This is a genomic window from Amycolatopsis acidicola (assembly GCF_007713735.2).
In the GTDB taxonomy this organism is placed as follows: domain Bacteria; phylum Actinomycetota; class Actinomycetes; order Mycobacteriales; family Pseudonocardiaceae; genus Amycolatopsis_E; species Amycolatopsis_E acidicola.
On record NZ_VMNW02000030.1, the window covers coordinates 24,068 to 47,984 of the forward strand.

General features: G+C 71.4%; 23 protein-coding genes and 1 pseudogene. 12 read left to right on the plus strand and 12 right to left on the minus strand.

What is annotated here, in order from left to right; translation table 11 throughout:
• Positions 1–181: 181 nt before the first annotated feature.
• Entirely contained in the window at positions 182–535 is a 354-nt protein-coding gene (locus FPZ12_RS20650; protein ID WP_144747534.1) for a CBU_0592 family membrane protein, read from the minus strand.
• A gap of 71 nt (positions 536–606) precedes the next feature.
• On the opposite strand from FPZ12_RS20650, the gene FPZ12_RS20655 reads away from it, so the two are divergent.
• Together FPZ12_RS20655 and FPZ12_RS20660 are read left to right on the plus strand one after the other, a co-directional pair.
• Positions 607–1,518 (plus strand): LysR family transcriptional regulator, encoded by a 912-nt coding sequence (locus tag FPZ12_RS20655; protein WP_144747535.1) that lies wholly within the window; start codon positions 607–609, stop codon positions 1,516–1,518.
• 412 nt (positions 1,519–1,930) lie between these two features.
• A complete protein-coding gene (locus FPZ12_RS20660) occupies positions 1,931–2,743 on the plus strand; it encodes an SAM-dependent methyltransferase (RefSeq protein ID WP_144747536.1) in 813 nt (270 codons plus the stop codon).
• A gap of 28 nt (positions 2,744–2,771) precedes the next feature.
• Here the strand turns inward: FPZ12_RS20660 and FPZ12_RS20665 are convergent, their stop codons facing one another.
• A complete protein-coding gene (locus FPZ12_RS20665; protein WP_144747537.1) occupies positions 2,772–3,971 on the minus strand; it encodes a cytochrome P450 in 1,200 nt (399 codons plus the stop codon).
• A gap of 71 nt (positions 3,972–4,042) precedes the next feature.
• Here FPZ12_RS20665 and FPZ12_RS20670 point away from each other — a divergent pair, with 71 nt between their 5' ends.
• Positions 4,043–4,912 carry a helix-turn-helix domain-containing protein gene (locus tag FPZ12_RS20670; protein WP_144747538.1) on the plus strand — a complete coding sequence of 290 codons (870 nt, stop codon included), beginning with the start codon at positions 4,043–4,045 and terminating at the stop codon, positions 4,910–4,912.
• The gene (locus FPZ12_RS20675) at positions 4,913–5,287 is read left to right on the plus strand and encodes a limonene-1,2-epoxide hydrolase family protein (protein WP_144747539.1); all 375 of its coding nucleotides are present in this window, start codon (positions 4,913–4,915) and stop codon (positions 5,285–5,287) included.
• Positions 5,288–5,395: 108 nt separating this feature from the next.
• On the opposite strand, the gene FPZ12_RS20680 is transcribed toward FPZ12_RS20675, so the two are convergent.
• Positions 5,396–5,836 (minus strand): 2'-5' RNA ligase family protein, encoded by a 441-nt coding sequence (locus FPZ12_RS20680; RefSeq protein WP_144747540.1) that lies wholly within the window; start codon positions 5,834–5,836, stop codon positions 5,396–5,398.
• A gap of 165 nt (positions 5,837–6,001) precedes the next feature.
• On the opposite strand from FPZ12_RS20680, the gene FPZ12_RS20685 reads away from it, so the two are divergent.
• On the plus strand, positions 6,002–6,967 hold the full coding sequence (locus FPZ12_RS20685) for a hypothetical protein (protein ID WP_144747541.1): 966 nt from the start codon (positions 6,002–6,004) through the stop codon (positions 6,965–6,967).
• Here FPZ12_RS20685 and FPZ12_RS20690 read toward each other — a convergent pair.
• The 3 genes from FPZ12_RS20690 to FPZ12_RS20700 form a co-directional block, all read right to left on the minus strand.
• The gene (locus FPZ12_RS20690) at positions 6,958–7,518 is read right to left on the minus strand and encodes a hypothetical protein (protein ID WP_144747542.1); all 561 of its coding nucleotides are present in this window, start codon (positions 7,516–7,518) and stop codon (positions 6,958–6,960) included. The two genes, FPZ12_RS20685 and FPZ12_RS20690, sit on opposite strands and share 10 nt — an antisense overlap.
• Positions 7,515–7,874, minus strand: a complete 360-nt coding sequence (locus tag FPZ12_RS20695; RefSeq protein ID WP_144747543.1) for a hypothetical protein — start codon at positions 7,872–7,874, stop codon at positions 7,515–7,517. Before FPZ12_RS20695 ends, FPZ12_RS20690 begins: the two co-directional genes overlap by 4 nt.
• Positions 7,875–7,956: 82 nt before the next feature.
• Positions 7,957–10,350 (minus strand): ATP-binding protein, encoded by a 2,394-nt coding sequence (locus FPZ12_RS20700; RefSeq protein ID WP_150980427.1) that lies wholly within the window; start codon positions 10,348–10,350, stop codon positions 7,957–7,959.
• Positions 10,351–10,444: 94 nt separating this feature from the next.
• On the opposite strand from FPZ12_RS20700, the gene FPZ12_RS46515 reads away from it, so the two are divergent.
• Positions 10,445–10,888, plus strand: coding sequence for an ester cyclase (locus FPZ12_RS46515; protein ID WP_243769946.1), 444 nt, complete (start codon positions 10,445–10,447; stop codon positions 10,886–10,888).
• Between the two features lie 25 nt (positions 10,889–10,913).
• On the opposite strand, the pseudogene FPZ12_RS20710 reads toward FPZ12_RS46515, so the two are convergent.
• From FPZ12_RS20710 to FPZ12_RS20735, 6 genes and pseudogenes are all read right to left on the minus strand, one after another.
• Positions 10,914–12,485 (minus strand): annotated as a pseudogene (locus FPZ12_RS20710) (FAD-binding protein); the annotation flags it as partial.
• Positions 12,478–13,329 carry a shikimate dehydrogenase gene (locus FPZ12_RS20715; protein WP_144747547.1) on the minus strand — a complete coding sequence of 284 codons (852 nt, stop codon included), beginning with the start codon at positions 13,327–13,329 and terminating at the stop codon, positions 12,478–12,480. The gene FPZ12_RS20715 and the pseudogene FPZ12_RS20710, both read right to left, overlap by 8 nt.
• Positions 13,322–14,173, minus strand: a complete 852-nt coding sequence (locus tag FPZ12_RS20720) for a sugar phosphate isomerase/epimerase family protein (RefSeq protein ID WP_144747548.1) — start codon at positions 14,171–14,173, stop codon at positions 13,322–13,324. Before FPZ12_RS20720 ends, FPZ12_RS20715 begins: the two co-directional genes overlap by 8 nt.
• Positions 14,170–15,240, minus strand: a complete 1,071-nt coding sequence (locus FPZ12_RS20725) for a Gfo/Idh/MocA family protein (RefSeq protein ID WP_166462842.1) — start codon at positions 15,238–15,240, stop codon at positions 14,170–14,172. Before FPZ12_RS20725 ends, FPZ12_RS20720 begins: the two co-directional genes overlap by 4 nt.
• Positions 15,237–16,586: an MFS transporter gene (locus tag FPZ12_RS20730; protein WP_144747550.1), complete on the minus strand. Its 1,350-nt coding sequence runs from the start codon at positions 16,584–16,586 to the stop codon at positions 15,237–15,239. The genes FPZ12_RS20725 and FPZ12_RS20730 overlap by 4 nt, the downstream gene beginning before the upstream one ends.
• 110 nt (positions 16,587–16,696) lie before the next feature.
• Positions 16,697–17,587 carry a LysR family transcriptional regulator gene (locus FPZ12_RS20735; protein WP_144747551.1) on the minus strand — a complete coding sequence of 297 codons (891 nt, stop codon included), beginning with the start codon at positions 17,585–17,587 and terminating at the stop codon, positions 16,697–16,699.
• A 145-nt stretch (positions 17,588–17,732) separates the two neighbouring features.
• Between FPZ12_RS20735 and FPZ12_RS20740 the strand changes: the two genes are divergently transcribed.
• From FPZ12_RS20740 to FPZ12_RS20765, 6 genes are all read left to right on the plus strand, one after another.
• Positions 17,733–19,439 carry an FAD-dependent oxidoreductase gene (locus tag FPZ12_RS20740; protein ID WP_144747552.1) on the plus strand — a complete coding sequence of 569 codons (1,707 nt, stop codon included), beginning with the start codon at positions 17,733–17,735 and terminating at the stop codon, positions 19,437–19,439.
• Positions 19,436–20,125, plus strand: coding sequence for an SDR family NAD(P)-dependent oxidoreductase (locus tag FPZ12_RS20745; protein ID WP_144747553.1), 690 nt, complete (start codon positions 19,436–19,438; stop codon positions 20,123–20,125). Before FPZ12_RS20740 ends, FPZ12_RS20745 begins: the two co-directional genes overlap by 4 nt.
• 4 nt (positions 20,126–20,129) lie before the next feature.
• The gene (locus FPZ12_RS20750; RefSeq protein ID WP_144747554.1) at positions 20,130–21,014 is read left to right on the plus strand and encodes a LysR family transcriptional regulator; all 885 of its coding nucleotides are present in this window, start codon (positions 20,130–20,132) and stop codon (positions 21,012–21,014) included.
• A 73-nt stretch (positions 21,015–21,087) separates the two neighbouring features.
• On the plus strand, positions 21,088–21,369 hold the full coding sequence (locus FPZ12_RS20755) for a YciI family protein (RefSeq protein WP_144747555.1): 282 nt from the start codon (positions 21,088–21,090) through the stop codon (positions 21,367–21,369).
• Positions 21,339–22,328 (plus strand): alcohol dehydrogenase catalytic domain-containing protein, encoded by a 990-nt coding sequence (locus FPZ12_RS20760; RefSeq protein WP_144747556.1) that lies wholly within the window; start codon positions 21,339–21,341, stop codon positions 22,326–22,328. Before FPZ12_RS20755 ends, FPZ12_RS20760 begins: the two co-directional genes overlap by 31 nt.
• The gene (locus FPZ12_RS20765) at positions 22,325–23,887 is read left to right on the plus strand and encodes an FAD-dependent oxidoreductase (RefSeq protein WP_144747557.1); all 1,563 of its coding nucleotides are present in this window, start codon (positions 22,325–22,327) and stop codon (positions 23,885–23,887) included. Before FPZ12_RS20760 ends, FPZ12_RS20765 begins: the two co-directional genes overlap by 4 nt.
• Positions 23,888–23,917 lie beyond the last annotated feature (30 nt).

Sequence of the window (23,917 nt, forward strand, 5' to 3'; positions counted from 1 at the left end):
CCGGGCGTGTTTGCCGCTCCCGGCGGCAGGTGGGCAAGCCCAGCCGGGGCCTGCCCCTCCCCGCGGCGAGCACCTCGATCCCCGGAGGCCAACACACCACCCGGAACGACCAACACACCAACCCCGGGGGCCAACACACGCACGGGAGCGACCAACATGGGGCATCCCGCCTCGGGTGTCCTCAGTGGACGGAAGCCACCGGCTCACGCTGCTGCTCGGTGGGAGCCGTTTCCGCCTCGACGGGATCGGGCGCCTCGGCCGCGGGGTCCCGGAACCGGCGCCGGAACACGAAGCGGGTGCCGACCAGTGCCTGCACGCCGATCACCATCCACACGAAGTTCACCGTCGCCGAAGGCCAGGCGCCGCTGACCGCCCCGCTGAGCGCCAGCAGCGCCCCGCCGGCGGCGTTGAGGATCTGGAAAACCAGGGAGCCCGGCGCGATGATGCGCCGGGTCGCCAGCACGTACGCACCCGCGGTGCCCAGGCCGCCGAGCCACCCGGCCACCGACGCCACCACGGACAACCCCTCGTTCATGCCTCCATCGTGACCACGCCAGGGGTACAGATCAATCGAAGTTATTTCGATCCGGGGTTAAGCTCGGCTACATGGCCATCGACCCCCGCCGGCTCACCGTTCTGCTCGCCATCCAGCGGGCGGGCGGCATCCTCGCGGCGGCGGGCAGCCTGCACCTGACGCCGTCCGCGGTGTCGCAGCAGATCGCCCGCCTGGAAAAGGAAGTCGGCGCCCCGGTCCTCGACCGCCAGCCCAGCGGAGCGGTGCTCACCCCGGCCGGCCGGGTGCTCGCGGAGGCGGCCGAGCGCATCGAGTCCGAGTTGACCGACGCGCGGCGCGCGCTGTTCGCGTTGCAGGAGGACGTCACCGGCACGGTCGTCATCGGCGCGTTCCAGAGCATCATCCGCACGCTGCTCGCGCCGCTCATCCGCGAGCTCGAAGAACGGCTGCCCGGCGTCGAAGTCGTCCTCCGCGAGCTGGACTGGGAGGACGGCCAGCGCGAGCTGCGCACCGGCGACATCGACCTGCTCCTGCTGGAGGCCGAGAGCCCGATCGGCCAGCACCCGCCGCGCGGCACGCGGGACGTCGCGATCCTCGACGAGCCCTGGTTCGTCGTGCTGCCCGCGGGCGCGCCGGTGCCCGCCACCTTGAACGACCTGGAGAGCCTCGTGTGGCTCGGCGTGGACCCGGAGGCCGCCGCGCATCGCGCCACCGACAGGGCGCTGAGCACTTTCCGGCTCACGCCGAAGATCGCCCACAGCTACAACGACTACGACGTCGCGATCGCGATGGTCGCGGGCGGGCTCGGCGTCGCGATGCTGCCCTCGCTCGCGCTGCAGGACGCGCTCCCCGACGGCGTGCAGGCGGTGTCGGTGCCGGGCCTCGGCACCCGCCAGGTGATCGCCCGGCACCGCACCACCCGCTCCGAGCCGCGCCCGGAAACCCTGACGGTGCTGGACGAAATCATCCGCGCGACGGCCGCGCTGCCCCGCGTGGCTCAGTGAGCGACGACGAGCTTGCCCGCCCCGGCCCGCTTTTCGAAGTAGGAGAAGGCATCCCGCGCGGGCGCCCGGTTCATTCGCTCGAACTCGCTCCGGCTCCCGACGATCACGGTCCGCAGCGTCGCGCCGTGTAGTCGATGATCTCGGCGGCGCCCAAGTCACGCAGACGCCGGGCCTTTTCCGCGCTGGACGTGGTGGCCAGCGCTCGCCCGGAAAGCCGGGATGTCGCGGTCCGCGTTTGCCGCCCTGTTCAAGGAAAAGACCGGCGACACCCCGCACGAACACCGCGTTGAGCCGCGTATTCCTCAAACGGGAAGGGATTTCGCCCGGTGCCTGGCGGCAGCGCGTACCCCGTCAGGGCGATGCGGAGTCGCGGGCGGCGGTTACGATCGGGGAGAGAGCAAGGAGCGCGCTGATGTCCGACGAACCGAACACCGTGCGCTCCGTACCGACCGCGGCCGGGGTGTACGACTGGTTGCTGGGCGGTCACCACCACCAGCCCTGCGACGCCGAGGCCGCCGTACGGGCGCTCCAGGCGTTCCCCGCGCTCGGGCTCGCGGCGAGGGTCAACCGCGAGTTCCTGCACCGCACCGTGCGTTATCTCGGGTCTGCGGGAATCCGCCAGTTCCTCGACATCGGCTCGGGCTACCCCGCGATGGGCAGCGTGCACGAGGTCGCGCACGCCTGGGCGCCGCGCAGCCGCGTGGCCTACGTCGACCACGATCCGGACACGGTCGCGGTCAGCCGTGAGCTGCTCGCCGGGACCCCCGACACCATCGCCATCGGCGGCGATCTCCGCGAACCGGACGCGATTTTCGCCGATCCGGAGGTGCGGGCGGTGCTGAACTTCGAGCAGCCCGTCGGCCTGCTGCTGATCTCCGTGCTGCCGTTCCTCGATGGCGACGCCGCGGAACTGGTCGCCGCGTTCCGGGCACGCCTCGCGCCGGGCAGTCACCTGGTGATCAGCCACATCACCGAATCCGACGACCCGATCGTCCGCTACCAGCAGCAACAGGCCACGAAGAGCTACAACGGCACCGTGCGGCAGCAAGCCCGCACCCGCACGCGCGAGGAGATCACCGCCCTGTTCGCGGGCACCGAGCTCGTCCCGCCCGGGCTGGTGCACGTGCCCGACTGGCGCCCCACCAACCCGCGCAAGCACGAACCGGACGACAGAGACGAATCCCGCGTCGTGCAGCTCGGCGGCGTGGGGCGCGTACTAGGCTGAGCGCGTCAGTCCACAGTAGACATCGACGTCACGTCGTCCAGCGCACCGGCAGCGTGGAAGGGCCGCGCAGCGCCACGCCGACCTGGCTGCGGATCCGGGCCTCCTCACCGGCGCCGTCCCGCAGACGCAGCCCGGGCAGCCGCTCGAGCAGCACACCCAGCGCCGTCTGCAGTTCGGCGATCGCGAGCCACGTGCCGGCGCAGGTGTGCGGCCCCTGCCCGAACGCGAGCATCGCGGTTTCGCGCCGGGTGATGTCGAAGCGGTGCGGGTCCGGATAGACCGCGGGATCGCGCAGGGCCGCGTTGATGGAGAAGATCATCGGCGTCTGCGCGGGGATCTCGATGCCTTGCCACGACGTGGCTTCCGGGCACGCGCGCGGCAGCAGCCCCACCGGCGGCTCCCAGCGCAGGCCCTCCCAGACGGCCCACGGGACTTGCTCGCCCGGATCGGAAAGCACCAGCTCCAGTTGCTCCGGGTGGGTCAGCAGGGCGACGAGAGTGTTGGCCAGCGCGAGCATCGTGGTGTCGGCCGCCGCCGGGAACAACAAGCGCAGGAACGCCAGCACCTGTTCTTCGGTGAGGTACTCGCCCTCCGCCGATTCCGTGACCAGCTTGGAAATCAGGTCGTCGCCGGGCTCGGCCTTGCGCCGCCGCATCACCGGGAGGATGTACTCGGCGAACTCGCGGGACGCCGCCATCGCCGCGTCGGGCTCGAACGGGAAGTAGAACAGGTCGTGCGCCCAGCGGCGCACCTGGTCCTGGTCCTCGACCGGCAGCCCGAGCAGCCTGCTGATCACCAGCACCGGGTAGCGGCTGGTGAACTCGGCGACCAGCTCGGCCTCGCCGCGCGCGGCGAACTCGTCGATCAGCTCGTGCGCCAGCGGTGCGAGGACCGGCTCGATATAGTCCTTGGCGCGGCTGCGGCGGAAGGGCGGCGACGCGATCGCGCGGTTGACGCGGTGCTCCCGCCCGGCCATGCACTGCAGCGTGTGCCCCAGCACGGGGCCGGTGGTGAGCGGGTAGATCGCGGAGGCGGGGAACGTCTCCTCGTCCTTGAACGCGGCGCTCACCAGCTCGTGCGTGAGCAGGAGGACGGCCCGTACCCCGGCGAAAGGCACGACGGCGTAAGGCTTTCTGGCGCGCAGATCGGCGAGGATGTCGTGCAGCGCGGGCGCGTCTTCGAAGGCGAAGTCGATGCCCTCGAGGTCGAGGGAGCCCGAGGTCGTCATGAGTGCCCCCGAATCCGAATATTCGCATTGATGACTTGACTATCCGCATAGCGACGGTAGAGAGTTCGGGCATGGATGACAAGACGCGTTCGGCCTCACCGCCGACCGAGCGCGTGATCGCCGTCGTCGAACTGCTCGCGGCGCGCGCGAACGGGAGTACGGCGGCGCAGATCGCCGACGAGCTCGGGCTGAGCCGGTCGACGGCGCTGGCCATCCTGACCGTCCTGACGGAACGCGGCTGGGCGTCGCGCGCGCCCGATCTTCGTTACCGGCCAGGGCCCCGGCTGCCGGGACAGCAACCGGTGGTGCCCGGGGGCGCCGAGCGGGAGCTGGCCGAACTCGCCGCGGCTGTCGGCTGCGGTGCGGCGCTGAGTCTGGTCAGTGGCACCGAACTCACCTTCGTTTCGGTACTGGCGGGCGAAGGGCGCGTTCCCGCGGGCATCACGCCCGGCACCGTACTGCCGCTGCGCGCGCCGGCGGGCGCGGCCGTCGTGGCCTTCCGCACCGAACAGGAGCAGCAACACTGGCTCGCCACGGCGACGCCCGAGCAGCATCGGCGGCTGCGAAGAACACTGGCGGTGATCCGGTCCACGGGCGTGGCCGCCTGGGGCATCGGCGCCGCCGAACCCGCCGCGCTCGACGTGCTCGCCGACGTGGTCGAGCACCTGGCCGGCAACCCGGCGCCGAACAGCCTGCGCCAGCGGGTCTTCGGCCTGCTCGGCGGCATCAGCGGAAAGCCTTACACCGCAACGGATTTCACCGCAGACGCCGAGTTGCCGCTGAGCTACCTGTCCGCCCCCGTCTTCGACGCCGCGGGAGTGGCCCGGTGGGAGCTGCAGCTCGGGCCGCTGCGCGCCGCCGTCGGGCGGGCCGAACGCGAGCACTTCCTCGACCATCTCCGGCAAACCGCGAAGAACCTCAGTACCACGGAAGGAAACTGAATGTCCACTTCGGACGAAGAACTGGTGACCGACTTCTGCGTGCGCTGGGCGGACCCGGACCCGGCGCTGCTGGCGAGCTACTTCACCGAGGACGCGGTCTACCACAACATCCCGATGGAACCGGTCCGCGGCCGCGACGCGATCCGCGAGTTCATCGAGAACTTCCTGAAGGGCTTCGACGGCATCGACTTCGAGATCCACCGCCAGGTCAGCTCCGGTGGCCTGGTGATGAACGAGCGCACCGACACCCTGCGCAAGGGCGACACCGCCACGCCACTGCCGGTGATGGGCACCTTCGAGATCGTCGACGGCAAGATCGCGGCCTGGCGGGATTACTTCGACTTGAACACGATCATCGCCGCCATTTCGGGCTGACGACGGGCGAGGTATCGCCTGGCGGACAGCATCACTGCGACCTGAACACGATCATCGCGGCGATCTCGGGCTGACGCCCGCGGGGAGAAGGCTGACGGCCGGCCGAAATCAGGCGGGGCGCCAGCCGTCGTCTGTGCGCTGGACGAAAAGCGGCCCGGCCACACGGGATCGCAACGGCAGGGCGTCGGCGAGGATCGTGCCCACGGTGTCGAGCGTTGTGCTGTCCGCGCCCATCACGAGCGTCAGATGCGCCCGCGGAGCCTCGCCGAAACGCCCGCCATACGGCACCAGATCCGGGAACCGCGCCCGCAACACGGCCGCCGCCGGATCGAGCTCCGGCACCGCCACGCCCGAGAAACCGCTTTCTCCCCGCAACGGCTCGGCCAGGTCGACGTGCGCGGGCAGCTCCACACGCACGTCTTCCGCGGCGGAGGGCGGCGGGCCCGGGTAGAGCAGCGACACGTGCGCCGGGAGCGACCGCACGAAACCGGGCGCGGCCTGGCGAACCCGGCTGAGCAGGGGTTCCGCGTCGGGCAGCAGGGCGAGCACGGCGGTGGTCGGCGTGATGGCTTTCTCCCTTTCGTGACAACCAGTGCGTCCTCAAGCTACCCGGAGTACTGCTCCACCCGAGTGAGAACCACACGAACAGGTGTAGCTCCGCACGATCGTGGCTATCCGGAATCGTCCGGGCACGAAGAGCGAGAGGGAGCCTGCATGGATGCGGAACGTACGATCTCGCCGTCGAGGATCGGCCGCCGCGCTTTGCTACTCGCCTCCGTACTGGGGTTCGCCGGCGCCTGCGCGCCCAAAGCACCCGCGCCTCCGCCCAGCCCGCCGCCGTCCAGCCCGCCGCCGTCGCCCGCCGCGCGTGCGGACCTGCCGACCAGCACGACAAACCCTGACCTGGTAAGGGAAACCTCGTACGGCGACTCGTTGCGGGTGGGCTTCTGCGGTGCCCCGCGCAGCCCGGCGCTCGGCCGCATGACCGGCGATCTCGACGCCGCCGGAGCCGCACTGCAACGGCAACTCGCCGCGTACGGGCCGGAAACCCAGCCGGTCGTCGAGCTGATCGCGACCGCGGTGCAGAGCGCCCCGGGGCCGGACGGGATGTACCGCACGCGCGCCGACGACTCGACGGTGCAGCGCTACCTCGACGAGGCGCGCAAGCTGAAAGGCTTGCTGCTGGTGAACATCCAGCCGGGGCACGCGGATTTCCTCGACGAGGTCCGTGCCTACGAGCGCTGGCTGACCGAGCCCGACGTCGGGATCGCGCTGGACCCGGAATGGGCGGTGGACCCTGGCGTGAAACCCGGCCAGAAGTACGGCCACGTCGACGGCGCGAAGCTCGACGAGGTCTCGCGCTTCCTGTCCGATCTCGTCACCCGGCACGGGATTCCCACGAAAATGCTGGCGTACCACCAGGTCGCGGCTTCCGTCGTGCGCTCGGAGGATGATTTGGTGCCGCATCCCGGCGTCTACCCGGTCAAGATCGTCGACGGGATCGGCAGCCGGGAGCTCAAGACCGAAACCTGGAACGTCGTGATGCGGTCCAAACCGGGCCACGTGGCGGCGGGCTTCAAGCTGTTCTACGACGAGGACACCCGCAAGGGCGGCAAGCTGATGCAGCCGGACGAAGTAATGGCGCTGCGCCCCAAGCCCACGTACGTCGTCTACGAATAAACCTTGACGCGGCTGAGCGGAATCGCGCAGCCCAGCGCGAGCGTCGCGACGGAGCTGAAGAACAGCACAGCCACCCACGCGCCGCGAGCAGTGGCGAGGCTGAGGTCCGGCTGGATCGAACCGCTCGTCAGCGCCCACGCCGGAACCGGGATCGCCGCGAAAATCCCGCACGCGATCCGCCGCCACCGCACGTGCCCCGCGATCGCGTAACCGCCGGCGAGGGCGAACAGCGGCAACGCGAGTGCTCCGCCGCCGAGGCCGTCGCTGAACGGGACGCGGCCGTCGAGGATCGTCGTCACCGTGTCCGGGGAGAGGATCACCGCGAGCGGAAACGCCAGCGGGGCAAGGGAAAGCCAGCGTTTCGGGGTGGTCCAGGCCCAGCCGAGCAACAGGCCGGTGAGCGCGCCGGGCAGCAGGATCTGGCCGAACGTGCCGTACCAGTGCACGGCCGATTCGGCCCCGGCGACCTCGACCATCAGACCGCGCAGACCCGCGGCCCAGGCGAGGCCCGCGACGCCACCGATGGCGAGCGGGCCTGCCAGGCGGTTCACCGGACCAGCGCGCGGCCGCGCGCCGCGCCCGAGATCAGGCCGACGCCGACGACGGTGAGCAGCAGCGTCACGGCCGAGATCACGAGCCCGAAGGTCGGCGTGGTGGCGAAGAACGCCGGAATGGCCGGTAACGCCGACAGCACCCGGGAAACGACGAGCGTCATCAGCCCGGTCCGGTTGCGGCGCCACGCCGGAAGGGCTGCTGCCCACGTGACGACGCCGCACACGACGCCGACGATGAGGACCGGCGTCGGCGGTGCCCCGCCGGTGCCGGCCGCCCCGACGCTGACGATGTCGAACAGGCCCAGCGCGAGGCAGATCGCGTAGCCGATGGTGAAAGAAGCGGTCTGGGGCATGATCTCCTCCTGGAAACTCGGATCCGCCCTCCAGCCTCGGTGCCGCGACACCCACGCGCCACGACGCGGACCCACCGGCGACTCACCGTTCCCGCGCCGCAAGCGCCTCCTCCACCGCACGAAAGCCCACCGCGTTCATCGGCGGCAGACGGGCATCCAGCCGCGCCAGTAGCTCTTCGCGCTGGGCACACAGCGAAGCCGCCCGGGCCCACTCACCGTCGGCGATCGCGAGCGCGGCGAGACCCTCCAGGCACCAGGACAGGTACATCGGGTTCCCGATCCGCTCGAACAGCACCCGGCTTTCCGCGAGCAGCTCCCGCGCCTCCCCCAGCCGCCCGCCGGCCAGTTCGACGTGCCCGAGAAGCGTCGTGGACATCGCGGTCGCCCACAGGTCCTCGTACCGGCGCGCCGACGCGAGCGACAACGTGCCGAGCCTGCGAGCCTCCTCGATCTCCCCACGCAGCATGGCCACCTGCGCAAGGTGGGCGAGCAGCTGGTCCGCAGTGTGGTCATCCCCGCGCTCGCGGTTCAGGCGTTCGCCTTCCGCCAGGCTTCGCGCGGCCACGTCGAGATCGCCATGCAGCGCCGCGTTCGTGCCCAGAAGCCGGAGGGCTTCCGCGGTCAGCGTCGTATCCTGCAGCTCCCGCCCGAGTGCGACGCCTTCGCTCGCCAGCTCGCGCGTGCGTTCGGCCATCCCGGCGTGCATGGCGTACAGGCCGAGCAGCTGCAGTGCCTCACCGATTTCACGCTTCGACCCGACCGCACGGGTTTCGGCCAGGCCGCGTTCGGCCAGTTCCCTCGCGCGGGCGGTTTCGCCGCTGAGCAGGAGGTCGTTCGCGAGCCGGATCGACGCGGTGGCGTGCCCTTCGCGGTTTCCCATCCGGTCAGCGAGCGTGAGTGCGGCCTCGTGGTCGGCGATGGCGTCGGCGTAACGATCTTCCAGCCGGGCAAGGGAGCCCCGGATGTTGAGCGCCGTGACACTGTCCTCGCCCAGCGCGACGAGTTCCGCGCACCACGCCCGCGCCTCGTCGAGTGCGAAGATCTCCATCGCCATCTCGGTCGCCGCGACCAGCGCCGCGCCGCTCGCCGCGCCCGGAACCACGAGGACGCGCCTGGCCATGCGGACCCCCTCGTGCACCAGCCCGTGCCGCACCCAGACTCCGGACAGGGTAAGGAAAATCCGCCTCGCCGACTCGGCCTCACCCCGCGCCACGGCATGCCCGAGCGCGACGCGCAGATTGTCCTTTTCGGACTCCCCGTCCGTGACCCCGGCGAAGTACGCGGTGTGCCGGGCGATCGCGGCTTCCTCCTCGCCGGATTCGTGCAGCCGTTCCCGCCCGTACTCGCGGATCGTCTCCAGCATCCCGACCCGCGTCCCGGGCAGCACCAGCGCGGCGTCGGCGAGTTCGGACAGGGGGTCGAGATCGTCGATCGCCGCCAGCGGGCACCCTCCCGCGAAGACCGACAGCGCACGGAACTGACGCTGCGCCTCCGGTGAGAGCAGCTGGTAGCTCCAGCCGATCGCGTCACGCATCGTGCGCTGCCGGTCCGGCAGGTCGCGCGGGCCGCCCACCAGCAGGGAAAGCCGTTGCGCCAACCGGTCCAGCAGGACCTTCGGCGGCAGCACGCGCACCCGCGCGGCGGCGAGTTCGATCGCCAGCGGCAGGCCTTCCAACCGACGGCAGATCTGCACGATCGTCTCGTCCGGCTCCACGGGAACTCCCGCCGCGGTGGCGCGCTCGACGAACAACCGTACGGCGGGCGCGTCGGAATCACCGGACTCCAGTGGCGCGATGCGATATTCGCGCTCGGCCCGCACACGCAGCGGCGCGCGGGAAGTCACCAGGGCGACGAGCCCCGGGCAAGCGGTCAACAACGCGAGAAGGCCGGAGCCCGCGTCGATGACGTGCTCGAAATTGTCCAGCAGCAGCAACGCCCGCTTGTCCCGGAACGCGGTCGCGAGCCGCTCGCCCATCGGCACGGGGCTGGGGTCACCGAGCCCGGCCTGCTGCGCGATCGCCGCGGTGACCTGAGCCGGATCGCGCAACGGGGAGAGGTCGACGAACAGCGTCCCGTCCGGGTAACGCGCCCGCAGTTTGTCCAGGACATCCAGCGCCAGCCGGGTTTTGCCGACCCCGCCGGGGCCGGTGAGCGTCAGCAGCCGCGTCTCGCCGCGTTCGAGGACCTCGACGAGTGCGGCCGACACCCCGGCCCGGCCGATCAGCGGCGGCATCAACGGGGGCGCCGCCGGGAGTGCCGCCGGACGCGCGGCGACGAGCAAGGCAGCGCGGTCGTTGTCACCGAGGGCGAGCGCGTCGGCCAGGAGCCGCACGGTGTCGAGCCGCGGCACCCGGCGCGGGTCGCGTTCGAGGTCGCTGACCGCGCGCGGGCTCACCCCGGCGCGTTCGGCCAGCGCCTCCTGGGTGAGGCCCGCCGCGAGCCGGAACCGCCGCAGCCGCGCCGAGAAAGTGCTCATGGTCTGCAAGTCGCGGGCGACGGCGCGGATGTGTCAGGTGAACGGTGACCCGGCGTCGTGGTCCCGCCGGACCGCGCGCGGAACGCTCGGCCGCATGACACCCGACGAGATCAGGGTCCGGGCCCGCAGGATCACCGAAGAGGTGCTCAACCAGGGCGATCTGGCCGCGCTCGGCGAGCTGGTCGAGCACGGCGCGGACGAGCTGGCCGGGTTCGTCACCACGCTGCGCCGCGCCTTCCCCGACCTGCGGGCGCACACCGAACAGCAGATCGTCGAGGGGGACACGCTGGTGCAGCGCCTGACAGTGACCGGCACCCACGACGGCGCCCCGTTCGCCGGGCTGCCCGCGAACGGGGCGACCCTGCGGGTGGACCTGATCGCCTGCTACCGCGTCGGCGCGTCCGGCCGTTTCACCTCGCGCTGGACGCTGTGGGACGAGCACGCGGTGCGGACCCAGCTGCGTGCCGGGCCGCGAGGTAGCCGAACGTCAGCCCGGCTCCGACCTGACAGCCGGCCCCGGGGTACTCCGACGCCATGATCGAGTTCGCGTCGTTGCCGCACGCGTACAGCCCGGGCACGGGTTCGCCGTCCTCGCCGACGACCTGCGCCGACGGGTTCGTGCGGATACCGAGTGCGGTGGCCAGCGGGGTCGGCACGACGGCGATCGCGTGGAACGGCGCGCGTTCGATCGGGCCGAGGTTGACGTTGGGCGCGTGGGCGTGGTCGCCGTACTGGTGCCCGAACGGGCTCTGCCCCTTGCCGAACTCCTCGTCGGTTCCCGTGCGGGCGAAGCGGTTCGCGTCCGCGACCGTCCTTTCCAGACCGTCCGCGTCGACGCCGATCGACGCCGCCAGTTCCCGCACCGTGCGGCCGGTGTGCAGGTAGCCCTGCTCGACGTAACGCCGCAGGACGGCCTGTGGCACGCGCGGGCGGATCATGCCGAGGCCGTACTTTTTGAGCGTGTGCGCGTCGAGGACGAGCCACGCGGGCACGGTCGGCACGGACTTGTGCGAGTCGTACATCGCGCGCGTGAACCGGTGGTAGGAAACGGATTCGTCGACGAAGCGGCGTCCGGCCCCGTTCACCGCGACGATGCCCGGTTTGGCGCGGTCCCAGATGTGCGGGAACACCGCCGTCGACCCGTCCGCGCGGCGGCCGATCGAACTGGGGAACCACAACGCGTTGTCGTCGCGGGGTTCCCCCAGCGCTCCGCCGGCTGCCCTGGCCAGCTCGAACGTATCCCCCGTCGCGCCTTCACCGGCGCGCGTGAACTGCGGCGTCGGCGAAGGCAGGTACTCGGCGCGCAGCTCCGGGCTCGACGAAAACCCGCCTGCGGCAAGGACAACGCCGCGCCGTGCCCGCACCCGGACAGTGCGGCCGCGGTGGGAAACGACGGCGCCGGTCACGCGCCCGTTCTCCGTCACCAGCTCGCTCGTGACCGCGGTGAACCAGACATCCCCGGAGCGGCGCACGAGCTGGTCATACAAAGCCGCCACGAGCGCGTTGCCCATCGCGAGGCGCGTGCCGCGCTTGAAGCGCAGCCTGTCGGCGGCCCACCGGACGCCGAGTTTCAGGGCGAGCCCGGCCGGGCGGGGCGAACCTTCGAGCAGGGTCAGCAGCTCGTTCACCTCGGGCCGCCGCACCATCATCGTGCCGCCGAACAGCGCGAACTCCGGCACCGGGAACCGCACCCGCCCGAACCGCGCCTTGCCGAGCCTGCGGCCGTCGAACGTCCGCGGTTCGAGCGCGCGGCCGACGCCGGAGCCGGGGATCTCGGGGTGGTAGTCGACGACGGTCTTCGAATGCCAGAACCCGACACCGATCCGGTCGAGGTAGTCGATCATCTCGGCGCCGTGCGCGAGGTAGGCCGCACGCAGCTCACGGGGCGCGCGGTCGCCGACGAGCGCGTCGAGATAGCGGCTCGCCTCCGCGACGTCCCCGGCGGCGTCGTCGAGGTAGCGGTGGCCGGGGATCCAGCAGGTGCCGGCGGAGTACGCGGTGGTGCCGCCGAGCCATTCGGTCTTTTCCAGCACCAGCACGGAAAGGCCCTCGTTCGCGCCGACGGCGGCGGCGCCGAGCCCGCCCGCGCCCGAGCCGAGGACGAGCAGGTCGGTCTCGTGGTCCCAGTCAGTCATGAGCCCTGTCCTTTGTGGTCAGTTCGCCGAGGTGCGCGCGCATCCGCGCGAGGTCCGGCGAAGCGCCGGTGAGCACGGCGAGGGTTTCCGCGGCCTGGGCGACGAGCATCGCGCCACCGTCGAGGACACGGCAGCCCGCGGCACGGGCGGCGAGGAGCAGTTGCGTGTCCAGCGGCCGGTACACGACGTCCGCGACCCAGTGCCGCGCGGTCAGCGCGCCGGGATCGAAGGGGACCCCGGCGTGCCCGGTCATGCCGATCGGGGTGGCGTTGACGATCCCGTCGGCGTCACCCAGCGCCTTTTCGACGTCGTCCACGGCGGAGACCTCAGGAAAACGTTTGCGCAGGCGGGAAAGCAGCGCCTCGAGCCGAGCCTGATCCGTGTCGGCGATGCTCACGGCGGCGCCCGCTCCGGCGAGCGCGTAGGCGACGGCGGAGCCCGCTCCCCCGGCACCGACGACGATCACGCGGCCCAGGTTCGCGTCCGGGAGCCCGTGGCGGAGCCCGGCGAGGAATCCACTGTGGTCGGTGTTGTGTCCGGTGAACCGGCCGTCCTCCACGGTGACCGTGTTGACGGCGCCGAGCGCGCGGGCGTCCGGGGAGAGCTCGTCGAGCTGCGCCAGCACGGCCTGTTTCGCCGGGTGCGTCACGTTGAAGCCCGTGAAGCCCACCGCGTCCCGAAGCGTCCACTGTGGAGGGAGATGGTCCAGGTCCAGCAAGGTGTAGGTGTAGTCGAGGCCGAGCGCGGCGGCCTCGCGTTCGTGCAGCGCGGGCGAGAGGGAACCGCCGATCGACGCGCCCACGAGGGCGACCCGGTGACGGACCGGGGCGAGCACTTCAGACATGCGAGTCCGCCGTGGCGAGCACGCGGCGCAGGCCGTCGAGGTTGCGGCGCGCGAACTCCAGCGACGACAACTCGTTCTGCAGCACGGCATGTGGTACTTCGACGCTCAGCGGCACGCCCTCCGGCACCGCAGCGATGAGCTCCGCCAGTGGCAGTTCTCCTTCGCCCGCGACCAACCGATGGGCACGCGCCTCGACCTGCAGTACGGAGCCGTCGGCCTTCATGCCCATCGGCAGGTTCGGCGGCAGCTCGATGTGCTCGGGCGCGGCCAGCGGCGCGTCGCAGATCTGCAGGCAGGGCACGAGATCGGGGTCGAGCGCGCGGACGTCGTCGAGGCTGCTGCCACCGCGGTGGATGTGCAACGCGTCGAGCAGCAGCGCGGCACCGGCGGGCGCGGCGATTTCGGCGGCCCCGGCGACGGTGCTCACCGGCTGGTAGCTGATCGGCTCCAGCGTGGGCCGGATCCCCACCGCCATCGCGTCCTCGGTCAGCGCGGCAAGGGTGTCGGTGAGGCGCTGCCGGTCGGGGTCGGCGCCGACACAGCTGAGCGAGGTGGCCCCGAGCGCGGCACCGTCGTCGAGCATCGCGCGCCAGTCGCCGGGGCCGGTTTCCGGGCCCAGCGTCAGGAACTCGATGTCGCGCACGCGCAGGCCGGTGTCCCGCAGGCGGCGCACGGTTTGCAGCGACATCGGCGAGCCCGCCGCCATCGGGTACTGCTCCTCCCCCGCCGTCACGGCACGCACCCGCACGCCGACGAAGTGGTAACCCACTTCCGCGGCGACCTCGACGAGCTTCGGCGGGCTGAGCTTCAGCAGCGTCAGATGCGCGATCCCGATCGGATTCATCTCGTGATCTCCTTTCCCAGTGCCGGCACGGCTTCCGGGCGTCCCGAAGCCGCCGACGCGTAGAGCGCGGTGAGGATGGCGAGCGACTTCGCCGCCTCGCGCCCGGTGACGGCGGGCTCGCGACGTTCGCGCACGGCCGCCGTGAAGTCCGCGATCTGCAGCGCGTGGAACGGCGCGAGGCTGCCGTTGATCCGCGCCAGCGTCAGGTCCTCCGCGAGCCCGGCCCCGAACGGTGACGCGACGGCCTCCTGTCCGGGCACTGCCCAGACGTCGAGCCGCGCCTCACTGCCCTCCGGGTATTCGGCGAGCCCGGCGGTGGCGCCGGTTCGCCCGGTGACCTGCACGCGCGTGCCGAGCCCCGGGGTGAGCGCGGTCGACGCGGCGATCGTGGCGAGACCACCGGAGGCGAACCGGACCGTGGCCACCGCGGTGTCCTCGACCTCGATCGCGTCGCCGTGCTTGAACGCGGTGTGGGAACAGTGGACCTCGACGGCGTCGCCCATGAACCACTGCAGAAGGTCGATGTTGTGCACCGCCTGCGTCATCAGCACGCCGCCGCCGTCGGTCTTCCACGTGCCACGCCACGCATCGGCGGTGTAATACGACGTTTCGCGGTGCAACAGCACGGAAGCGTGCCCGAGGACGGGCTCACCCAGTGTGCCGTCGTCGATCGCGGCGCGGATCCGTTGCGAGGCAGGCCAAAACCGGCGCTGGAACAGCACGCCGAGCGTCACTCCCGCTCGTTCGCAGGCCTCGATCATGCGCGCGGCGGCGCCGAGGTCGATCGCGATCGGCTTTTCGCACAACACCTGCACGCCGTGCGCGGCGGCCTCGGTGACCACGGCTTCGTGCGTCGGATGCGGGGTGCACACGCTCACGACGTCCAGACCGAGGCCGAAGATCTCCGCCGGGCTCGTGGCCGCCGCCCCGTATCGCGCCGCGAATTCTCCCGCCCGCGCGGGATCGACGTCGGCGCAGGCGACCAGTTCGGTGTCCGGGAGGTCGCGGTAGGCCGACGCGTGGTTTCCCGCGACGTTGCCGCACCCGATCACCCCGGCGCGGATCACGGCCGCACCGTCTCGGTGGCAGTGTCCACAGTGGCCTGTTCGCCACGAGCGCCGAGCTGCGCGGTCGGGATGCGGAACGTCTCCGGCCCGGTCAGCGCCGCCAGCGCGGAGGCGACAACGAACGCCGCGCACATCCATGCCACCGGCGCCCAGTTGCCGTTGTCGCCGGAGGTCAGCGCGGTGGCCAGCAGCGGCGTGAACCCGGCCGCGAGCAGGCCGACCATGAGCCCGATCGCCATCCCGCTGTAGCGCACCCTGGCGGGGAACTGCTCCGGGAAGTACGCCGGGTACACGCCGTTCGGTGCGGCGTAACAGAAGCCGATCAGCAGCACGGCGGAGATGTAGATCCACGGGACGTTCGCGGTGCCGATGACGCTGAAGAACACGAACACCATCACGCCGACGCCGAGCAGCCCGCCGACGAACACCGGTTTGCGCCCGATCCGGTCGGCGATGATCCCGTACACCGGCTGCGTGAGCACGGCGACGAAGTTGGCCACCGAGATCACCAGCAGCATGGTCGTCTTCGAGACGCCCGCGACCTCGGTCGCGTAGGCCAGCGCGAACACGTTGACGATCGTGTTCACCATCGCGAAACTCGCGCAGACGGCGATGCGCAGCACGGTGAGCCAGTGGTCGCGGAACAGCTCGATGATCGGCGCCTTGGCCGTCTCCGCGGTCTCCTGGAGTTCGGCGAACACCTCGGGCTCGTGCAGCGAACGGCGCAGCAGCCACGCGATCCCGGTGACCACAATGGACAGCCAGAACGGGATACGCCAGCCCCAGCTCAGCAGGTCGCTCTCCGGCAGCGCCGCGACCGGGATGAACACGATGCTGGACACCACGATCCCGAACATGATGCCGCTCATCGTGAAGCTGGTGAAGAACGCGCGGCGTCGGTCGGGCGCGTGCTCGGCGGTGAGCGAGCTCGCGCCGGGCGACTCACCGCCCGCGGAAAGTCCTTGCAGCAGACGGAGAAGCACGAGCAGGAGCGGCGCGGCGATCCCGATCTGCTGGTACGAGGGCAGGCAGCCGATGAGGAACGTCGACGAGCCCATCATCAGCACGGTGGCCAGCAGCGTGGCGCGGCGGCCGAGCCGGTCGCCGAAGTGTCCGAAAAGGACGGCGCCGAGCGGGCGGGCGACGTAGGCGACGCCGAGGGTCGCGATGGACAGCAGGGCCCCGGTGGCGCCGGTATCGGGGAAGAACACCTTGCCGAACACCAGCGCGGCGGCCGAACCGTAGATGAAGAAGTCGTAGTACTCCAGTGTGCTGCCCAGGAACCCGGAAAGCGCGGCTTTCCGGGGATCGTTGCGGGAGGGCGAGGCCGATGCCGAGTGAGACATGGCGCTCCTTTCGATCCGGCTTCTTCGGCGGGTACCGACGAGGATCGCAAAGGGAACTATGCCGCGTCCAATACTTGGTTTCACCTACACTTTGTGTTTCGCAAGCATAATCAGGGCGTCGGCAGCACTTCCGCGGCGACGTCGAGCACCGCGTGCAGCACCGGCGACGGGTTGTCCTCCAGCCACGCCAGCGCGTGCTCCAGGTACGTCTGTTCCCCGCGCAGGGGCACGAAAACCGCGCCCGACGGCAGGATCCCGGAGATGCCGGAGGACATCAGCGCGACACCGACGCCTGCCGAGACGAGCGTGAGGATCATGTACGGGTCGGTGATCTCCTGGACGATCCGCGGCCGGAAGCCGGCCTTCACGCACGCCTGCATCGCCAATTCCTGCAGCGCCGAACCGGCCTCGGCGGGCGTCGTGATGAACCCGTCTTGCGCGAGACCGGCGAGGTCGATGCCGGCTTCGTTCGCCAGCGGGTGGTCGATCGGCAGCACCGCACCCAGCGGCTCGCGCCCGATCATCCGCGTGCGCACCCGCGACGGGCCGATCGGCAGGCCGACGAACGCGATGTCCAGCCCGCCCTGCTCCAGCGCCTCCACGCCGTCGCGGGTCATGACGCGCCCGGTGAGCGACAGCGTCACGTCCGGATACCGCTGGCGCACGGCCCGTGTCAGCGGAGGGAGCGTGAGATGGTTGAGCGCGCCCGAAAAGCCGATCGACACCGTGCCGTAGACGACGCCGTCGGTGGCCCGCGTGGCCTGACGCGCCAGCTCCAGTTCCTCGAAGACACGATGCGCGTGCGGCAGGAACGCATGCCCCGCCGGGGTAAGGGCGACGCTGCGAGTGCTGCGGTCGAACAGCGTGGTGCCGAGTTCCTTCTCCAGCTTGCGGATCGTCTGGCTCAGCGGCGACTGCGCCAGCCGCAGCCGGGCGGCGGCGCGGCCGAAGTGCAACTCCTCGGCCACCGCGACGAACGCCTCGAGCCAGCGGATTTCCATGGTGTCCCTCCCGGGGTCTTGCGTCGGCGCCCGATCCGCTTATAGTCGATCCGCAGCACAGTTGACCAGCGATTTTATCGCATATCTTACATAGTGCTGGCGCGAAAACCACACAGTCCGCGCCGCACCGAGGAGGACCAGCGCCGTGACCACACCTTCGCCCGACGCCTACGACGTGATCGTCGCCGGATCCGGGGCCGGCGGGCTCGCCGCGGCGATCGCGGCCGCGCACCAGGGCCTGCGGGTCGTGGTGCTGGAACGGGCGGAGGTGTGCGGCGGCGCGACGGCGTGGTCCGGCGGCTGGATCTGGGCGCCCGGCAACCCGCTCGCCCGCGCCGACGGCGTCCGCGAGGACACCGAGGAGTTCCGCACCTACCTCCGTTCCGTGCTGGACAAGGACTACGAACCGTCCAGAGTGGACGCTTTCCTCGCGGCCGCGCCGGAGATGGTGCGCTTCTTCCACGAGAAGACCGCGCTGGAGTTCGTGCCCGGCGCCAAGATCTGCGACATCTACGGCGACCTGCCCGGCGCGGGAACCGGGCACCGCTCGGTCGGGCCCGCGCCGGTGGACCTGCGCGAACTCGGCGACGACGTGGCCCGGCTGCTCCGCCGGCAGCTGTACGAAACCTCGTTCCTCGGGCTGGGCATCATGGCGGGCGACGACCTCCGCGGCTTCCTCGCCGCCTCACACGGCGACGTGCGCGGCCTCCTGCACGCCACACGCCGGGTCAGCAGGCACCTGTTCGACCTCGTCACGCGGCGCCGTGGCATGCAGCTGGTCAACGGCACCGCGCTGGCCGGAAGACTGCTGCGCGCGGCGCTCGACGCGGGGGTCACCATCCGCACGTCGGCACGGGTCAGCAGGCTGCTCCGCGACGAGGGCCGGGTCACCGGGGTCGAAGTGTCCACTCCGGACGGTCGCCGCACCCTGACCGCGAGCCGGGGCGTGGTGCTGGCGACCGGCGGGTACACCCATGACGAGAACCGGCGGCGCGCGACTTTCCCCCGTGGCGAAAGGCATTGGACCCTCGCGCCCGAGACGGCCGATGGCTCCGGCGCGGCGCTGGGCGAGTCCGCGGGCGGGCGGGTGCGCACCGACCTGCGCTCCCCCGCCGCGTGGTGCCCGGTCTCGCTGGTGCCCTATGCCTCCGGCCGGACCGGCGTTTTCCCGCACATCATGGACCGCGCGAAACCCGGCAGCATCGGCGTGCTGCGTTCCGGGCGCCGGTTCGTCAACGAGGCCAACGGCTACTACGACTACGTGTCCGCGATGATCGCCGCCACCCCGGACGACGAACCGGTCGAGGCGTGGCAGATCGCGGACGCCCGGTTCGTGCGCCGGTATCCGCTCGGCATGGCCAAACCCCGCCCGATCCCACTGTTTCCCTATCTGCGCAACAGATATCTCCGTCGCGGCTGCACGCTCGAAGAGCTCGCGCGCGCCTGCGGGATCGACCCCGCCGGGCTCGTGGACACCGTCGAGCGCTTCAACGCCGCCGCGCGCCGGGGCGAGGATCCGGAGTTCGGGCGCGGTTCGACGCCGTTCAACCGGTACGGCGGAGATCCGGCCGTCGGGCCGAACCCGTCGCTCGCGCCGATCGAAAAGGGCCCGTTCTACGCGGTGAAGGTGGTGCCGGGCAGTTTCGGCACCTTCGCCGGGCTGGCGACCGACGAGGCGTCCCGCGTGCTCGACGGCCACGACCAGCCGATCCCCGGGCTCTACGCGGTGGGCTGCGACCAGGCGAGCGTGATGGGCGGGCACTATCCCGCCGGCGGGATCAACCTCGGGCCGGCGCTGACGTTCGGCTGGCTGGCGGCACAGGACCTGGCTCGCGCGGAGGTGGCGGCATGAGTTACCCCGAAGGCGTGCGCGCGCTCGTGACCGGCGGCGCGTCCGGAATCGGTGCCGCGACGGCGAAACGCCTCGCCGCTGACGGCGTCTCCGTCGTCACCGCCGACGTCGCGCCGGGCGCGGACGAGCGACTCGACGTGAGTGACCCCGAAGCCGTCGAGGCGCTCGCGGCGAAGCTCGGCCCGGTCGGGATCCTCGTGCACAGCGCCGGAATCGTGGGCCCGTCGCGCCCGGTCACCGAACTCGGGCTCGACGAGTGGCGGACGACGTTCCGCGTCAACGTGGACGGGACTTTCCTGCTGTGCCGGGCTTTCGCGCCCGGCATGGTGAGCGCGGGCTGGGGCCGGATCGTCACCATGGCGAGCATCGCGGCGAAGGACGGCAATCCGGCGCAAAGTGCTTACTCCGCCTCGAAAGCCGCGGTCGTCGGGTTCACCAAGTCGCTCGGCAAGGAGCTGGCTAAGACGGGCGTGCTCGTCAACGCCGTCGCGCCCGCGGCGATCGAGACCCCCATGAACGCCGACACCGCCCCGGCGATCCTGGCCCGCTCCCAGGCGCTGACCCCGATGGGCCGGTTCGGGCGCGCGGACGAGATCGCCGAGCTGATCGCGTGGCTGTGCTCGGAGCAGCTCAGCTTCTCCACGGGCGCGGTGTACGACGCCAGCGGCGGCCGGGCGTCGTACTGACACGATGGAGATGCGATGGGTGGAGGCGTTCCTCGCGGTGGCCGAGGAGCTGCACTTCGGGCGCGCGGCCGATCGCCTGCACATGGCGCAGTCCCCGCTGAGCCAGACGATCAAGAAGCTCGAACGGTACGCCGGTGCCCAGCTGTTCGAGCGGACGACGCGGGCGGTCACTCTCACGTCCGCCGGGCACGCCTTCCTGCCGCACGCGCGCCGGATCGTGGCCGAGGCGGACCTTGCGCTCAGCGCGACCCGCGCCGGCCCCGGCCGCGTCTACGGCCGTGTGCGGCTCGGGTTTTCCGGCGCCCTCAACCACTTGACGCTGCCACCGCTGACGAGAGCGTTACGCACCCGGCATCCCGACGTGGCCCTGAACCTGGTGGACCGGGTGACCACGGAGGACGCCGTCGAGGAGATCGAGCAGGGCGCGCTCGACGTCGCGTTCATCGGCCTGCCGGCGCCCGGCACCCTGCCGCACCGCGTGGTCACCGTCGAGGAGCTGGGCGCGGTGGTGCCCTCGGATCACCCGTTCGCCGACCGCGCCGAGATCGGCCTGCCGGAGCTCGCCGAGCACGACTGGGTGCTCATGCCGGGGCAGTCGGCGTTGCGCGCGGTGATCCTGAATTCCTGTCAGCACAACGGTTTCCGGCCTCGCGTCGCCCAGGAGATCAAGGACCCGTACGTGGTGCTCTCGCTCGTCGCGGGCGGGCTCGGGGTGTCCCTCGCGCCGACGTGCATCCGGCCGATCATGCCCGCTGGCGCGGTGTGGATTCCGTTGCGCGGCGAGCCGCCGCTGTTGCGGAGCGCGCTGCTGTGGCACCCCGGCCGGGTCTCGGAAGCCGTCGGCGCGCTGCTGGAAGTGGCGGAGGACGTGCTGCCGACGCCCGGATAATGTGCGTCCGGCACATAATGCCCGCGGCAAAGCGTATTGGACTTACCCACCCGGCGGGGCGCAGGCTTTCCCCATGAGCATTTTCGCCGTCACCTATACCTACGCCGCCGGATCCGAGACCGAACGCGACACCGTTCGCCCGCGCCACAAGGACTTCCTCGCGCAGCTGCACTCCTCCGGGCGGCTGCGCGTCTCCGGCCCCGTCGACGGCGGCACGGGCGCGCTGCTGATCCTCGAAGGCGAATCGGCCGAGGAGATCTCCGCCGTGCTCGACGACGATCCTTTTCGGACACACGGGCTGATCGGCGAGCGCACGGTGCGGGAATGGTCGATCTTCTTCGGCGGCCTGAAGTGAAGGTGGCCCGGACGGTCGCGCGCGAGCGGATCGAGTTCGACGACGTGCCCCCACCCGTGCCCGGCCCGGGCGAGGCCCTGGTGCGCGTGCACACGGTCACCCTGTGCGGGACGGATCTGCACATCTGGGAGGACGACTACGCGACGGAACTGCCGATCGTGCAAGGACACGAGATCGCCGGCACCGTGGCAGAAGCGCCGCCGGAAAGCGGTTTCCGCGCGGGCGACCGGGTCGCCGTCTCGCCGATGAAATGGTGCGGGGACTGCTATGCCTGCCGGATCGGGCGGGTCAACGCCTGCCGCGATTCGTCCTGCCTCGGCGTCTACAGCGACGGCGCCCTGGCGGAGCTGATCGCGGTACCGGTGGCCGATCTGTACCGCGTGCCGGACGGGTTGGCCACGGGGCTGGCGGCGCTGGCCGAGCCGGCGAGCATCGCGATGCAGGGGGTCCTGCGCGGGCGCCCGGAAAAGGGCGAACAGGCGCTGGTGCTGGGCTGCGGGCCGATCGGGCTCCTGGCCACGCTGCACCTGACCTCCCTGGGCGTCGAGGTGGCGGCCTCCGACGTTTCCCCCGCGCGGGCCGAGTTCGCGCGTCGCTTCGGCGCGGTCGAAGGGCCGGTCGAGCCGTCGCTCGTGATCGAGGCGACCGGCGCGCCCGCGGCGTTCACCACGGCGGTGGACACGGTTTCGACCGCGGGGCGCGTGGTGCTGGTGGGGATCTCCGACCGGCCGGTGTCGCTGTCGATGCGCACCTTGCCGGTGAAGGACCTCGACCTGCTCGGCAGCCGCAACAGCCAGCGCCGCCTTGGCGAAGCGCTCGAACTCCTCGACGCGTATCCCGAAGCGGCCGCGGAACTGGTCACGCATCGGGTGCCCTTCGATCGGCTGGACGAGGCTTTTCCTTTGCTGCGTGAGAAAGACGAACTGGTGGGCAAGGTCGCCGTGGAGGTGGGCGCGTGAACTACGACGTGGTCGTCGCGGGCAGTGGCGCCGCCGGGCTGACCGCCGCGGTGGCGGCGGCCGATGCGGGATTGTCCGTGCTGGTCCTGGAAAAGGCCGCGCGGCTCGGCGGGACCTCGGCGGTCGGTGGCGGCGTGATCTGGGCGCCGGGCAACCATCTCATGACCGAGGAGGACTCCCCCGAAGCCGCGCGCGCGTACCTCGACGCGGGCAGCGGCGGCCGGATGAGCGCCGACGAGATCGACCGGTACGTGCGCACGGCGCCGGAGGCGATCCGGTTCCTCACCGAGGCCGGGGTACGGATGCGCCCGCTCGCGCGCCCCGACTACCACCCGGAATGGGCCGGCGCGACGCACGGCCGCGGGCTCGACCAGGAACCGTTCGATCCGCGTCCTTGGCCCGGGCTGGCGGAGAAACTCCGTCCGCCGACGTACTTCCCGTTGCTCACCATGTCCGAACGCGACGAGCTCGCGGGCGCCGCGCCCGACCCCGAGTTGCTGGCGCGCCGGGCTTCGGACGGCGTGCGCACGATGGGCGGCGCGCTCGTCGGCCGCCTCCTCGTCGCGGCGCTCGACCGCGGCGTCACCGTCACCGCGAACACACCGGTCACGGGCCTGGAACGCGCCGGCAACGGCTGGATCGTGACCGCGGGCGAAGACATCCGGGCCGGCGCGGTCGTGCTGGCGTCGGGCGGGTTCGAGTGGAATCCCGCACTGCGCAAGGCTTTCCTGCCCTTCCCGGTCACCCCGGTCAGCGCGCCGAGCAACACCGGCGACGGTCTCGTCCTCGGCCTGCGCGCGGGCGCCGCCGTCGCGGAGATGACGGCGGTGTGGGGCGTGCCGGTACTCGCGCCGCCCACCGCGCGCTACGACGGGCAGCCATCCGGGCGGATGGGCAACGTCGAGATGACGTTGCCCGGTTCGGTGACGGTGAACGCGGCCGGGCGGCGGTTCGTCAACGAGGCCACGAACTACCACGACCTGAACCGGGCCTTCGGGCTGGTGGACCCCGCCACCGGACGGCCGGCCAACAGCCCGGCGTTCGTCATCGTGGATCAGTCCTATGTGGACCGTTACCCGATCGCCGGTTCGTCTCCCGGCCACCCCGAGCCGTGGTTGCATTCGGCGGAGACGCTCGCGGAACTCGCACGCGTGGCAGGCATCGATCCGGCGGGGCTCGCGGAGACCGTCACCCGGTTCAACGAGGGCGCGCGCAAGGGCGAGGACCCCGAGTTCGGGCGCGGTTCGAGCGCGCAGGACAGGCACCTCGGCGACCCGTCGGTGCGGCCCAACCCGTGCCTGGCCCCGGTCGAACGGGCGCCCTTCTATGCCGTGCCGATCCAGGCGGGCGTGCTGGGCACGGCGGGCGGCCTGGCCACGGATGCCGACGGCCGCGTCGTCGGTCACGACGGCGAACCGATCCCGGGCCTTTACGCCGCGGGCAACTGCGCCGCGACGTGGTTCCGCGACATGTACCCCGGCGGCGGCGCGACCCTCGGCTCGGCGGTCGTCCGGGCGTACACCGTGGGCCGGGCGCTGGCGAAAGTGACGGTGAGCTAGCGGCCCCTGTATGCAGCGTGAGGGCACCGG

What these genes read in the sequence shown, in the direction of transcription:
- FPZ12_RS20650 (WP_144747534.1), bottom strand. Translation starts at nt 535, where the DNA reads ATGAACGAGGGGTTGTCCGTGGTGGCGTCGGTGGCCGGGTGGCTCGGC.
- FPZ12_RS20655 (WP_144747535.1), top strand. Translation starts at nt 607, where the DNA reads ATGGCCATCGACCCCCGCCGGCTCACCGTTCTGCTCGCCATCCAGCGG.
- FPZ12_RS20660 (WP_144747536.1), top strand. Translation starts at nt 1,931, where the DNA reads ATGTCCGACGAACCGAACACCGTGCGCTCCGTACCGACCGCGGCCGGG.
- FPZ12_RS20665 (WP_144747537.1), bottom strand. Translation starts at nt 3,971, where the DNA reads ATGACGACCTCGGGCTCCCTCGACCTCGAGGGCATCGACTTCGCCTTC.
- FPZ12_RS20670 (WP_144747538.1), top strand. Translation starts at nt 4,043, where the DNA reads ATGGATGACAAGACGCGTTCGGCCTCACCGCCGACCGAGCGCGTGATC.
- FPZ12_RS20675 (WP_144747539.1), top strand. Translation starts at nt 4,913, where the DNA reads ATGTCCACTTCGGACGAAGAACTGGTGACCGACTTCTGCGTGCGCTGG.
- FPZ12_RS20685 (WP_144747541.1), top strand. Translation starts at nt 6,002, where the DNA reads ATGGATGCGGAACGTACGATCTCGCCGTCGAGGATCGGCCGCCGCGCT.
- FPZ12_RS20695 (WP_144747543.1), bottom strand. Translation starts at nt 7,874, where the DNA reads ATGCCCCAGACCGCTTCTTTCACCATCGGCTACGCGATCTGCCTCGCG.
- FPZ12_RS20700 (WP_150980427.1), bottom strand. Translation starts at nt 10,350, where the DNA reads ATGAGCACTTTCTCGGCGCGGCTGCGGCGGTTCCGGCTCGCGGCGGGC.
- FPZ12_RS46515 (WP_243769946.1), top strand. Translation starts at nt 10,445, where the DNA reads ATGACACCCGACGAGATCAGGGTCCGGGCCCGCAGGATCACCGAAGAG.
- FPZ12_RS20715 (WP_144747547.1), bottom strand. Translation starts at nt 13,329, where the DNA reads ATGTCTGAAGTGCTCGCCCCGGTCCGTCACCGGGTCGCCCTCGTGGGC.
- FPZ12_RS20720 (WP_144747548.1), bottom strand. Translation starts at nt 14,173, where the DNA reads ATGAATCCGATCGGGATCGCGCATCTGACGCTGCTGAAGCTCAGCCCG.
- FPZ12_RS20730 (WP_144747550.1), bottom strand. Translation starts at nt 16,586, where the DNA reads ATGTCTCACTCGGCATCGGCCTCGCCCTCCCGCAACGATCCCCGGAAA.
- FPZ12_RS20735 (WP_144747551.1), bottom strand. Translation starts at nt 17,587, where the DNA reads ATGGAAATCCGCTGGCTCGAGGCGTTCGTCGCGGTGGCCGAGGAGTTG.
- FPZ12_RS20745 (WP_144747553.1), top strand. Translation starts at nt 19,436, where the DNA reads ATGAGTTACCCCGAAGGCGTGCGCGCGCTCGTGACCGGCGGCGCGTCC.
- FPZ12_RS20750 (WP_144747554.1), top strand. Translation starts at nt 20,130, where the DNA reads ATGGAGATGCGATGGGTGGAGGCGTTCCTCGCGGTGGCCGAGGAGCTG.
- FPZ12_RS20755 (WP_144747555.1), top strand. Translation starts at nt 21,088, where the DNA reads ATGAGCATTTTCGCCGTCACCTATACCTACGCCGCCGGATCCGAGACC.
- FPZ12_RS20760 (WP_144747556.1), top strand. Translation starts at nt 21,339, where the DNA reads ATGGTCGATCTTCTTCGGCGGCCTGAAGTGAAGGTGGCCCGGACGGTC.